General features: G+C 63.3%; 8 protein-coding genes. 5 read left to right on the top strand and 3 right to left on the bottom strand.

The window, feature by feature from the left end:
* Genes V3330_RS00280 through V3330_RS00270 form a run of 3 tightly spaced genes read left to right on the top strand, consistent with a single transcriptional unit; the run spans position 1 to position 4,667 of the window.
* Positions 1–1,314 carry a DUF1329 domain-containing protein gene (locus V3330_RS00280; protein WP_354693366.1) on the top strand — a complete coding sequence of 438 codons (1,314 nt, stop codon included), beginning with the start codon at positions 1–3 and terminating at the stop codon, positions 1,312–1,314.
* Positions 1,283–2,311, top strand: a complete 1,029-nt coding sequence (locus tag V3330_RS00275; protein ID WP_354693365.1) for a WD40/YVTN/BNR-like repeat-containing protein — start codon at positions 1,283–1,285, stop codon at positions 2,309–2,311. Before V3330_RS00280 ends, V3330_RS00275 begins: the two co-directional genes overlap by 32 nt.
* Before the next feature lies 1 nt (position 2,312).
* Positions 2,313–4,667 (top strand): efflux RND transporter permease subunit, encoded by a 2,355-nt coding sequence (locus tag V3330_RS00270; RefSeq protein WP_354693364.1) that lies wholly within the window; start codon positions 2,313–2,315, stop codon positions 4,665–4,667.
* A gap of 21 nt (positions 4,668–4,688) precedes the next feature.
* Here the strand turns inward: V3330_RS00270 and egtD are convergent, their stop codons facing one another.
* From egtD to V3330_RS00255, 3 genes are all read right to left on the bottom strand, one after another.
* A complete protein-coding gene (gene egtD, locus V3330_RS00265; RefSeq protein WP_354693363.1) occupies positions 4,689–5,660 on the bottom strand; it encodes an L-histidine N(alpha)-methyltransferase in 972 nt (323 codons plus the stop codon).
* 4 nt (positions 5,661–5,664) lie between these two features.
* The gene (gene egtB / locus V3330_RS00260) at positions 5,665–6,933 is read right to left on the bottom strand and encodes an ergothioneine biosynthesis protein EgtB (RefSeq protein WP_354693362.1); all 1,269 of its coding nucleotides are present in this window, start codon (positions 6,931–6,933) and stop codon (positions 5,665–5,667) included.
* Positions 6,934–7,115: 182 nt separating this feature from the next.
* On the bottom strand, positions 7,116–7,736 hold the full coding sequence (locus V3330_RS00255) for a TetR/AcrR family transcriptional regulator (protein ID WP_354693361.1): 621 nt from the start codon (positions 7,734–7,736) through the stop codon (positions 7,116–7,118).
* A 172-nt stretch (positions 7,737–7,908) separates the two neighbouring features.
* Between V3330_RS00255 and V3330_RS00250 the strand changes: the two genes are divergently transcribed.
* Complete coding sequence (locus V3330_RS00250) at positions 7,909–9,138, top strand: efflux RND transporter periplasmic adaptor subunit (RefSeq protein WP_354693360.1); 1,230 nt, start codon at positions 7,909–7,911, stop codon at positions 9,136–9,138.
* The gene (locus tag V3330_RS00245; RefSeq protein ID WP_354693359.1) at positions 9,135–12,323 is read left to right on the top strand and encodes an efflux RND transporter permease subunit; all 3,189 of its coding nucleotides are present in this window, start codon (positions 9,135–9,137) and stop codon (positions 12,321–12,323) included. Before V3330_RS00250 ends, V3330_RS00245 begins: the two co-directional genes overlap by 4 nt.
* Positions 12,324–12,329 lie beyond the last annotated feature (6 nt).

The raw sequence follows: 12,329 nt of genomic DNA, 5'->3' as shown, positions 1-12,329 counted from the left end.
ATGAAGAAATTGATCCTGACCACCGCCGCCACGTGCGTGGTGCTGGCCGCCGGACCGGTTCAACCGGCCGAGATTGCCGAGGAAGTCATTCAACAGTCCTTTCATCCGTACACGGACTGGACGCCGGAGTTTCCGGGCTACACGCCGGGCATGACGGTCAATGCGCAGAATGCCGACACCTTCGAAGCCATCATGGACGAGGCGCTGTTCTACTTCGTGAAGAACGGCTGGGTGGAGGTGGAAACGGCACCCACGACCGAATTCCCGCTGAGTGAGAAATACATCGCCGCCACGCGCCAGAACGGCGACGTCGCGCTGACCGAGGCGGGTACGCTGACCAACTACGTGGCCGGACGGGCGTTTCCGGCCGAGCCCGACCCGAATGACCCGGATGCCGGACAGAAGCTGGTGTGGAACTACCAGTACGGATTCAACTCGGGCGACTCGGAGACCATTTACCCGTTCTGGTGGACCTTCCGCAATGTCGATACCGGCAAGGTGGAGCGGGTGATCAAGTTCGAATGGCATTTTCTGAACTACAAGCACCGGGTGGAGTTCGAACCGATTCCGGAGTACGAGGAAAACCCCGGCCAGATCTTCCGTGGCATCTACAGCCTGGTGAAAGAGCCCTTCGATCTGGCCAATACGCAGTTGCTGATTCACCGCTACGATGACGACACGAAGCGGGATGACGCCTGGCTGTACCTGGGCTTCCAGCGCCGCGTGCGGCGGCTGGCGGCGGGTCAGACCACGGATGCTTTTCTCGGCACCGACCTGATGATCGAGGACTTCGAGGGCTATAACGGCAGGGTCACGGACTACAGCTGGGAGTACGGCGGCTCGCGCAACCTGCTGCTGCCGTTCTACAACCACAATGAGATGGCACTGTCCGACCAGCCGGCCGACGACCCCACCGGTTACCGTTTCGTCGATGTGCATGGCAAGGGCAACTGCTTTCCGGCTGTCACCTACCAGTTGCGCAAGACCCACACCCTGATCGGCACACCCAAGGATCCCAACCACCCGATCGGTCGTCGCGTGATCAATCTGGATGCCGAAACCATGACCATGGCCTCCCTGATCACCTATGACCGCAAGGGCGATATGTGGAAGTGGTTCCCGATCGGCAAGACCCATTCGGACAACCACATCCCGGAAAACCAGGGCAAGGGTGTCGCGCTCGACGACTTCGCCGTGCTGCTGGACATTCAGGCGAACCATTGCACCACCTTGCAGTTCAAGAGCATCATCACCGACGAGGATAACCAGCCGAACCTGTTCAATGTCCAGCAGTTGCGCAAGCGCGGACGTTAAGGCCACACGCCTGGTCGCCGGTGCGCTGGCGCTCCTTCTGGCCGCCTGCGAGGCGCCGCTGGACCTCGAGGCAGTGCAGCGGCAGATGGCCGAGCCGGTGCGCCGGTCGGATCTGTACCAGGCAGCCGCTTCCGGTGATGGAACGGTGGTGGTCGTCGGCAATCAGGGCGTGGTTCTGACCTCGCAGGATCAGGCCGCGTCCTGGCAGCGTACCGAACTGCCGGGCTGGCCGGCCCTGATTGGAGTGGCGCATTGTCCCGGCGGCGCATTCGCGGCTCTGGCCGCCGACGGTCAGGTGTGGGTGTCCGAAAACGGCGTGTCCGGAAATCAGGGCGCAAGCTGGTCGCCGACGGTGCTTGAATCCGAGGAAGCGGTTCAGGGCATCGCCTGTGACGCGGCCAACCGTCTCTGGGTCGTGGGCAGTTTCAGCAGCATTTTCTCCAGCACCGACCTGGGCCGGAACTGGTCACTGTTCACGCTGGACGAGGACATTATTCTGACCAATGTGCAATTCCTCGATCGCGACAACGGGTATGTGACCGGTGAATTCGGCACGGTGCTGAAAACCACGGACGGTGGCGCCAACTGGGAACGCCTGCCCGATCTGCCGGCCGAGTTCTATCCCCAGGCCATGCATTTCTCCGATGTGTTGCACGGACGTGTCGTGGGCCTTCAGGGTCAGGTTCTGCTGACCACCGATGGCGGCAGGGGATGGAACGCCGAGGCGACCACCACGCGTGCGCCGCTGTACGGCATCGCGGCCACCGATGGAGCCCTGTACGCCGTCGGCGGCGAAGGCAATATCCAGGAACTGCGCAATGGCCACTGGCGCGCGGTGGATCACGGCAAGCCGATTCGCCTGTTCCTGCGCCTGGTGCACGGGCTGGAAGATGGCCGTTTGCTGGTGGGGGGGCAGGCGGGAGCCCTGTACGTCATCGATCCGGCGGGGTCCGCGGCCGGGTCGGCAGACCGTGGCGCGGCCGTGGCAGGGCGCTGACATGAGTTCAAAACGCGGCGACCGTCTGTTCGAACGCCTCGGCGACCTGCTGTTCGACCACCGAAAGGTCGTTCTGGGCCTGATTTTCGCCGTTACGGCCGGATTCGCCTGGCAGATTCCGTCGGTGAAAATGCTGTCCGATTTTGCCCACCTGCTGCCGCAGGATCACCCCTACATCCAACTGCACAACTCGATTCGCGATACCTTCGGCGGCGCCAACATCATCATCATCTCGGTGGAGGTGGACGAGGGCACGATCTTCACCAACGACACCCTGGACCGCATCCACCGTATCACCCAGGCGGTCGACGAGGTCACCAACATCAATCACAACCTGGTGACCAGCCTGACCCACCGCAATATCCGCAAAATCTCCCAGACCGCCGGCGGGACCATACAGTCGCAGACGTATTACGATCCGCAGAAGGGCGGGTATACACCGGCCGAGCTCGAACAGATGCAGAGCGACGTGCAGTCCAATCCGCGGGTTTACGGTCTGCTGGTCTCCCCCGATATGAAATCGGCCCTGATCAAGGGCACCCTGAACGAGGGTGAGTTGCGCTACCGCGTGGTGTTCGACGAGATCCAGGCCATCCGCGAGGCCGAAGCGGTCGAGGGCCTCACGATTTATGCGACCGGGCACCCGATGCTGGTCGGCTGGATCGACTCGTACAGCGGGCAGATCCTGCAGATTTTTCTGTACACGATTTTCATCGTGTTGCTGGTTCTCGTGGTCTATTCACGACGCCTGTACGGCATTCTGCTGCCTCTGCTGGGCATGATTCTGACCAGCATCTGGGGTGTCGGCTTCATGGGCTTTTTCGGCTACAACCTCGATCCGCTGATGCTGGTGGTGCCGTTCCTGATTTCGGCCCGGTCGATGTCACACGGCATCCAGAAGGTCGAGCGTTATTACCTGGAGCTGAGTCATACGCATGACCGTATCCTGGCGGCGCGCAACACCTTCAATTCACTGTTCCGGCCCGGCTCGCTGGCCATCGTCGCCGATGCCGCGGCGCTGGCGCTGATCGGCCTGGGGTCGGTGCCCATCAATGACCGCATGGCGGTCTACGCCTCGTTCTGGGCGCTGAGCATGGTGGTCACGGTGCTGGTGGTGATTCCGATGATGCTCGCCCTGCTGCCCCAGCCGAAGCAGGTGGAGGTCAAGCATACGGTTCTGAAAAGCATATTCCCGAAACTGGCCGCGGTGACCGGAACGCCGCGGCGTTCCCGCATGGTGCTGTGGGTGTGCCTGGGTATCGCCGTGGTCGCGGCCTATTTCAGTTCCTGGGTGGTGGTCGGGGAGCCGGAGCCGGGATCGCCGCTGCTGTACAGCGACCATGACTACAACCTGTCGTCCCACGCCATCAACGAGTCCTTCCCCGGCTCCGAGGAGCTGTTCATCATCGCGCGTACCGACGAGAAGGGCGGCCTGAAACAACCTCACATCATCAAGGCCCTGCGGGACTTCCAGGTGTACATGCTGCTGGACGAGACCCTGGGCGGCGCCAAGGGCCTGCCCAACCTGGTGATGCAGGTGAACCAGATGACCCGTAACGACGACCCGCGCTGGGCCATCATCCCGGGTCAGCCACTGGATGTGGGCGGTCTGATGTACATGTACATGATGTCGGCGCCGATTCCGGGCGCGCTGCTGGAGTTCATCGACACCGACGAACGTCTGGCTAACATGGTGTTCTACTACAAGGACCACACCGGTGAGACCATCCGGCGCGCCATTCACATGGCCGAGACCTGGATCGAGGAGGTGGGCAGCGGTATCGAGGGCCTGCATATCGACCTGGCCGGCGGCCCGGTGGGGGTCACGGCCGCCATCGACCAGGAAGCGTTCCAGACCAACCTGATCGTGGTGCCGGCCGTGCTGGTGCTGATCCTGGTGTTCACCGTGTGGTTCTACGGCTCGCTGCACTCCGGCGTGATGATCCTGATGTCGATGGGCTTCGCGACCCTGTTGGCGTATGCCTGCATGGGTATCCTGGGCCTGGGCCTGAACGTGAACACGGTGCCGATGATCGCGGTGGGGATCGGGCTCGGCGTCGACTACGCGATTTACATGATGGATCGGATCCGGGAGGAGATGCACATCGTCGACAACCTGCAGGAGGCGGTGAAGCGGGCCGTGAGCACCACGGGGGTGGCGATCGCCGTGACCGCCACCACGCTCATCGGCGGCATCATCATGTGGATTTTCATCTCCGAACTGCGTTTCCAGGCGGATGCCGCTCGGCTGCTGATGATCATGCTGATTCTGAACGCCTCGGCGGCGATGTTCCTGGTACCGGCCTGGGTCGACGTGTTCAAACCGCGCTTCATCATGCGTTCTTCCCGGGAGTAAGGCCGCCTGGCCGGCGCGGGATCAGTCGCGCGTGCAGAACTGCACGCTGAACCATTCGCGCGGATCGGTCCACACCTGTTCCACCGTGAAACCGGCCGCCTCGGTCAGGCCGCGAAATTGTTCCTGCGTGTATTTGTGGGAATACTCGGTGGTGATGAATTCATCCTGCCGCAGTGTGAAAGTCTCGCCGCCGATTTCAAACGTCTGGTCCTCGCGGCTGACCAGGTGCATTTCGATTCGCCCCATTGCGTCGTTCCACACGGCCCGGTGCTGGAACGCCGCCGGGTCGAAATCGGCGCCGAATTCACGATTCAGCCGATACAGCATATTGCGATTGAAGGCGGCGGTGACGCCGCGATCGTCGTTGTAGGCACGTTCCAGCACCGCGGGATCCTTGCGCAGGTCCACGCCGATCAGCAGGGCGCCGCCGGCGCCGGCTTCCTGGTGCATCACCCGGAGCAGGTCCAGCGCCGCATCGGGCAGAAAATTGCCGATGGTGGAACCGGGGAAATAGACCAGGTTGCGGCGCGGTGGAATTTTCGGGTCCGGCAGCGGAAACGGCCGGGTGAAATCCGCCGCGACCGGCAAAATTTCGATATCCGGAAAGTCCTGCGCCAGACTGCGTGCGGCCGCCAGCAGGTGATCTCCCGAGATGTCGACCGGCACGTACGCGGCGGGACGTTCGAGGTGTTCGAGCAGGGTGCGGGTCTTGAGGCTGGCGCCACTGCCGAATTCGATCACGCTGGCCAGGGGGCCGGTCCGGGCCGCCATGTCGCCGGCGTACCGCTCCATGATGTCGAGTTCGGTGCGGGTGGGATAGTACTCCGGCAGCTCGCAGATCCGTTCGAACAGTTCGGAGCCGTGTTCGTCGTAGAAAAATTTCGGCGGCAGGGTTTTCTGCTCCTGCCGGAGCCCGGACAGGATTTCCGCCAGGTCGCCGGATGTGGCTTCGGACTGTTCGGTGAGTAACACCTTGCGTGCTGCGGAGTTCATGCCATCATCCCCCGTCCCGCGCGAGCCGAAAGCCCAGGAACTGCCAGCGCGCATCGGGATAGAAGAAACTCCGGTAACTGGCGCGAATGTGGTCGGCGGAGGTGACGCAGGACCCGCCGCGAACAGTCATCTGGTTGCACATGAATTTTCCGTTGTACTCGCCCAGCGAACCGGCGAGTGGTTTGAACCCGGGGTAAGGGGCGTAAGCGGATTGCGTCCATTCCCAGACATCTCCGTAGTATTGGGGGGAATTGCCGTTGGCCGGTACAGGATGCCAGTAGCCGGTTTCCAGCAGGTTTCCCTCGACCGGTGATTCGGCGGCCGCGACTTCCCATTCGGCCTCGGTGGGCAGGCGTGCGCCGGCCCAGGTGGCGAAGGCGTCGGCCTCGTAGTAACTCACATGGCAGACCGGCGCTGCGGGGTCGATGGCGCGCGGGCCGGCCAGGGTGAATTCATGTTCGAGATCCTCGTTCCAGTAGAGCGGGCGTTTCCAGCCCTGTTGCTGCACCGCGGCCCAGCCGTCGGACAACCACAAGGCCGGCTCGCGATAGCCTCCGTCGCGCAGGAATTCGCGAAATTCACCGTTGGTGACCAGTCGATCGGCGATCGTGCAATCGGGCACCAGCACGCGATGCCGCGGGGTTTCGTTGTCAAAACAGAAGCCGTCGCCCCGGGCGCCGATCCGGTGGATGCCTCCGGTCAGGGCTTGAAATCCGCACGCTGCGGGCCCGGCACCCGCCGCGGCCATCGGCAGGTCCGGATTGACGGCGGGTTGCAGCGGGTTTACCGAGAACACGTGCTTGATGTCGGTCAGCAGCAGTTCCTGGTGCTGCTGCTCGTGATTGAGGCCGAGGGTCAGCCGGAACTCCAATTCTTCGTGGTCCGCCTGGGTCGCCAGCAGTTCCTGCATGGCCTGATCGACATGCTCGCGGTAGGCGAGAATTTCAGCCACCGTCGGGCGCGACAGCAGTCCGCGTTGCGGCCGCGGATGCATGTCGCCGGCCGACTGGTAGTAGGAATTGAACAGATAGTGATAGTGCGGATCGTAGGCTACGTAGCCGGAGGCATACCTGGCCAGCACAAAAGTCTCGAAGAACCAGGTCGTGTGCGCCAGGTGCCACTTGGCCGGACTGACATCCGGCATGGTCTGGACCACGTAGTCCTCCGGTTCAAGGGATTGGCACAAGGCCGGAGTGAGATCGCGCACGGATTGGTAGCGTTCGCCGGGCGCAGGCGATCCGGGGCGGGTGGTGCCTGCCGCTGTCGAATTCATTGTGCTGGGCCTTTCCGGTCGCGAATCTGAAGGGTACGAAGCTGCATGCCGCCTGTCAAAAAGAGTCGGTTCAATCGGTGTTGGAGGCGCCCGCAGGTGCTGCGCGGGACGGTGGTCAGGTCATTAGACCGGAACAGGTGGTATTCGATTGCCCCGCAGTGCGCGGTGGAAGCGAGGGGGGGTCAGTCGCCGTCGATGTGGGCGTCGACGAGGGTGCGCACCGACCAGTACAGGCTGTCGATGGGGCAGTCGGAGCGGTCGAAGATAAGCTGGCAGACGTAGCTGCCTTCGATCAGCAACATCAGGGCGTCGCCGAGTTGGTCGGGGTCCTGCGCGCCCATCTCATGGCTCAACGCGCGCAGCCGCCTGCGAAATTCGTTCTTGTGTTCGGTGATGACCTGGCGCCCCGGATGTTCGTCATCATTGATTTCGACGATGGCATTGGCCAGGGGACAGCCGTGGCTGGTGCTGGCGCAACTGGCCATCTGGAACGCGTCGATCAGGGCGAAGAGCTGGGCCTTGGGATCGCCCTCGTGAGGCGCGACTGCGTCGTCCCACCACGCCCAGAACTCATTCTGGTGGTCGCGCAGACACTCGGCGACGAGCTCGTCCTTGGACTGAAAGCTGCGGTACAGGCTCATCTTGGTCGTGCCCGCCTCGGCGGCGATGCCTTCCACGCCAACGGCGCGTATGCCATTGAGATAAAACAGTTCCTTGGCGGCTTCGAAAATCCGCTCGCGGGCCGGACGGCGGCCTTTGCGGGTGGTTTTCGGAGTTGCTTCTGCGGTGTTCGATGTCGCCATGACCTTTGACCTGTTGACAGTGGGAGTGACCGGTCAGTAACATACGCAATGTTACCGAACGGTATAGTCACATTGAGAGCATTTTTGCAGTGTGAGAAATCCATGTCAAGTCCCTGGGATTCGTGGATCCGCAGGGTGGCGGCGGCAAGCCGCCGGAGAAGGAGTGTGAATCATGTCACGGTCTAATTTCATGTGGGCGGGCCTGCTGGCGGCAGTCGGCCTGCTGCTGTCGTCGTGCAGCGAAAGCGGTGCGGAAACCCGTCAGGCTCCGCCTCCGCCCCCGGTCAGCGTGGCCGAGGTGGTGGCGAAGGAAGTGCAGCAATGGGATGAATTCAACGGCCGGATCGAAGCCGCCGAAACCGTTGAAGTCCGCCCCCGCGTATCCGGTTACATCGAAGCCGTGGCCTACGAGGAAGGCCAGGAGGTGCGCAAGGGTGACGTGCTGTTCGTCATCGATCAGCGCTCGTACCGCGCGGAACTCGAACAGGCCGAGGCGGAACTCGCCCAGGCCCGCACCGAAGCCGAACTGGCTCGTACCGAGCTGGCGCGGGCGCGTAAGCTGGTCGAGGCACAGATGATCGCGGAGGAACTCTTCGACCAGCGCGCTGCGGCTGCGGAGCGCGGCGAGGCCGCCATACGCGCGGCCGAGGCCCGGGCCGAGGTGGCGCGTCTGAACCTGGAATTCACTGAAGTGCGTGCGCCGATCGACGGCCGCGCCGGGCGGGCGCTGGTCACGCCTGGCAACCTGGTCTCCACCCAGCCCAATGCCACGCTGCTGACGACCCTGGTGTCGATCGACCCGATCTATGTGTATTTCGAGGGTGACGAGCAGACCTACCTCCGCTACGTGAAAATGGCCCGCGACGGGGAGCGTCCCAGTTCGCGCGATGCGCACAATCCGGTTCGGGTGGGGTTGGCGAATGAATCGGGCTTTCCTCACGAGGGCTACATGGACTTTGTCGACAACCAGCTCGACGCCAGCACGGGCACCATCCGGGCACGCGCTGTGCTGGACAACAGCCAGCGGATCTTTACCCCGGGGCTGTTCGCCCGGGTGCAATTGCTGGGCAGCGGCAGCTTTCCGGCCCTGCTGATCGACGACAAGGCCGTTCTGACGGACCAGGACCGCAAGTATGTCTACGTGCTGGGACCGGACGACCGTGCCGAACGGCGAGACGTGACCCTGGGCCGGGTGGTCGAAGGCCTGCGGGTCATCACGTCCGGCCTGCAGCCGGGCGACCGGGTGATCGTGCACGGGATTCAGCGCATTTTCATGCCGGGCATGCAGGTGGCACCCGAGCCCATCGCCATGGGTGACATGCCGCACAGCGCACCACGTATCGCCGCGCTGGAGCGCGACGGCGAGGATGCCGCCGCTACCGTGCTGGAGCCGGGCAGATGAACTTCTCGGGTTTTTTCATCGAGCGGCCCATCTTCGCCGCGGTGTTGTCGATCCTGATTTTCATCGCCGGGGCCATCGCGATACCGCAGCTTCCCGTGACCGAATACCCGGACGTGGTGCCGCCGACCGTTCAGGTGACGGCGAGCTATCCCGGCGCCAATCCCCAGGTGATCGCCGAAACGGTGGCGACCCCGCTCGAAGAGGCCATCACCGGCGTCGAGGACATGATGTACATGAAGTCGGTGGCGGGCAGTGACGGCGTGCTGGCTCTGACCGTCACCTTTGAACCGGACACCGACATCGACCAGGCCCAGGTGCAGGTTCAGAACCGGGTGAGCCAGGCCCTGGCACGCCTGCCGGAAGACGTGCGCCGGCTGGGCGTGACGACGCAGAAGCGTTCGCCCAACCTGACCATGGTGGTGCACCTGACCTCGCCGGACGGGCGTTACGATGCCGTCTACCTGCGCAATTACGCGGTGTTGAACCTGCGTGATCAACTGGCGCGTCTGCCCGGTGTCGGCGAGGCGGTCATATTCGGTGCCGGCGATTATTCCATGCGGATCTGGCTGGACCCCGATCAGGCGGCCGCCCGCGGACTGACGGCCGGCGATATCGTCAACGCCATTCGCGAGCAGAACATACAGGTTTCGGCGGGCCGGCTGGGCGCGCCACCGCAGCCGGTGGCCACCGATCTGACCCTGTCCATCAACACCCGGGGACGGCTGGTCACCGAGGCCGAATTCGCCGATATCGTGGTCAAGACCGGCGACAATGGCGTGATCACGCGGCTGTCGGACGTGGCCCGTATCGAACTGGGTGCTTCCGAATACGCATTGCGCGCGATGCTGGACAACAAGCAGGCCGTGGCCATTCCCATCTTCCAGTCTCCCGGCTCCAACGCCATCGAGCTGTCGAACGGCGTTCGCGCGAAGATGGCCGAACTCGACGACCGCTTTCCCGAAGGCATTTCCTGGGAGGTGGTGTACGACCCGACCGTGTTCGTGCGCGATTCCATCGCGTCGGTGATCAAGACCCTGCTGGAAGCCATCGTGCTGGTGATCATCGTCGTCATCCTGTTTCTGCAGACCTGGCGGGCGTCCATCATTCCGCTGCTGGCGGTTCCGGTATCCATCGTCGGTACCTTTGCGGTATTGCTGCTGCTGGGCTTTTCGATCAATACCCTGACCCTGTTCGGGCTGGTGCTGGCCATCGGTATCGTCGTGGACGACGCCATCGTGGTGGTCGAGAACGTGGAGCGCAATATCGAACGGGGCCTGTCGCCCCGGGCGGCCGCGCACCAGGCGATGCGTGAAGTCAGTGGCCCCATCGTGGCCATCGCCCTGGTGCTCAGCGCAGTGTTCGTGCCGATGGCGTTTCTGGACGGTGTCACGGGACAGTTCTATCGCCAGTTCGCCGTGGCCATCGCGATATCGACGATTATTTCGGCGATCAATTCCCTGACCCTGTCGCCGGCGTTGGCGGCAGCCCTGTTGCGGCCACACGGCGCCAGTCCCGACGGGCCGACACGCGTGATCAATGCGTTGTTCGGTTGGCTGTTCCGACCCTTCAACCGGGTATTTCAGCGCAGTTCCCGGGCGTATTCGCGCGGGGTGGGCCGCAATTTCCGGCGTGGTGGCCGGATGCTGGCGCTGTATGGCGGTTTGCTCGTGCTGACCGTGTTCGCCTTCCAGTCGGTGCCGGGCGGATTCGTTCCTGGCCAGGACAAGCTCTACCTGATCGGCGGGGTCAAGATGCCCGAGGGTTCGTCGCTCGATCGGACCGAAGCGGTGGTGCGGCGGATGGGTGAAATCGCGCTGGCCACGGAGGGCGTCGATCACGCGGTTCAATTTCCCGGTCTGAACGTACTGCAGTTCAACAACACGCCGAATACCGCCACTGTGTTTTTCGCGCTGGCCCCGTTCTCCGAGCGTGAGCGAAGCGCCGGCGAGATCGTGCAGGAACTGAACATGCGGCTGCAGAGCATCCAGGAGGGCTTTACCTTCGCGATTCAGCCTCCGGCCATTCAGGGCCTGGGTACGGGCGCCGGTTATTCCCTGTTCGTTCAGGACCGTGCGGGACTGGGTTACGGCGCCTTGCAGGATGCCGTACAGGCCTTGTCCGGGGCCTTGTCGCAGCAAACCGGTTTCCAGTATCCGATTACTTCGTACCAGGCCAACGTGCCGCAACTCGAAGCCACCGTGGACCGGGTGCGGGCCAAGCAGCTTGGCGTGCCGCTGACCGAGGTTTTCGAAGCGCTGCAGGTTTACCTGGGGTCGATGTACGTCAACGACTTCAACCGGTTCGGCCGCACCTTCCGGGTGATGGCCCAGGCCGATGCATCGTTCCGTGACGAGGCCGGGGACATCACCGATCTGCGGGTGCGCAACAACCGCGGTGAAATGGTGCCCATCGGCAGTGTTGTGACGGTCTCGCAGTCCTTCGGGCCGGATCCGGTCATCCGGTACAACGGCTATCCGGCGGCCGACGTCATCGGCGAGGCCGATCCGAGGCTGACCTCTTCGAGCGAGGCCATCGCCGCGATCGAGGCCCTCGCACCGCAGGTGCTGGGCAGTGGCATGGATTTCGAATGGACGGATCTCAGCTACCAGCAGGTGACCCAGGGCAATGCCGCGATGATCGCCTTTCCGCTGGCGGTATTGCTCGTATTCCTGGTGCTGGCCGCCCTGTACGAGAGCTGGGTTCTTCCCTTGGCCGTGATCCTGATCGTTCCGCTGGCGGCGCTGGCGGCCCTGGGAGGGGTGTGGCTCACCGGCGGGGACAACAATATTTTCGTCCAGGTGGGCCTGGTGGTGCTGATGGGCCTGGCGTGCAAGAACGCCATTCTCATCGTCGAGTTCGCCCGTGATCTCGAACGCCAGGGCATGGGCGTGCTGCGTGCCGCGATCCAGGCCTGCCGCTTGCGCCTGCGGCCCATCGTGATGACGTCGGTAGCCTTCATCGCTGGCGTGGTGCCGCTGATTCTGTCCAGTGGCGCCGGGGCCGAAATCCGGTATTCCATGGGTGTGACCGTGTTTTCCGGCATGCTCGGCGTGACCCTTTTCGGGTTGATCCTGACGCCGGTGTTCTACGTGGCCCTGCGCCGGCTGAAACCGGTGAGCGGACGGCCGGCCAAGACGGTAGAATCGGAAGTCCAACCAGGAGCGCCCGCCTACCACCACACATGAGTCCGG

Source organism: Elongatibacter sediminis (assembly GCF_037892215.1).
GTDB classification, from domain to species: domain Bacteria; phylum Pseudomonadota; class Gammaproteobacteria; order Xanthomonadales; family SZUA-36; genus Elongatibacter; species Elongatibacter sediminis.
Note: the sequence above shows the minus strand (reverse complement) of the source record. Positions and strands in the feature narration are given on the sequence as shown.

Coding starts and splice junctions, on each gene's coding strand:
- V3330_RS00280 (WP_354693366.1), top strand. CDS start 1: ATGAAGAAATTGATCCTGACCACCGCCGCCACGTGCGTGGTGCTGGCC.
- V3330_RS00275 (WP_354693365.1), top strand. CDS start 1,283: ATGTCCAGCAGTTGCGCAAGCGCGGACGTTAAGGCCACACGCCTGGTC.
- V3330_RS00270 (WP_354693364.1), top strand. CDS start 2,313: ATGAGTTCAAAACGCGGCGACCGTCTGTTCGAACGCCTCGGCGACCTG.
- egtD (WP_354693363.1), bottom strand. CDS start 5,660: ATGAACTCCGCAGCACGCAAGGTGTTACTCACCGAACAGTCCGAAGCC.
- egtB (WP_354693362.1), bottom strand. CDS start 6,933: ATGAATTCGACAGCGGCAGGCACCACCCGCCCCGGATCGCCTGCGCCC.
- V3330_RS00255 (WP_354693361.1), bottom strand. CDS start 7,736: ATGGCGACATCGAACACCGCAGAAGCAACTCCGAAAACCACCCGCAAA.
- V3330_RS00250 (WP_354693360.1), top strand. CDS start 7,909: ATGTCACGGTCTAATTTCATGTGGGCGGGCCTGCTGGCGGCAGTCGGC.
- V3330_RS00245 (WP_354693359.1), top strand. CDS start 9,135: ATGAACTTCTCGGGTTTTTTCATCGAGCGGCCCATCTTCGCCGCGGTG.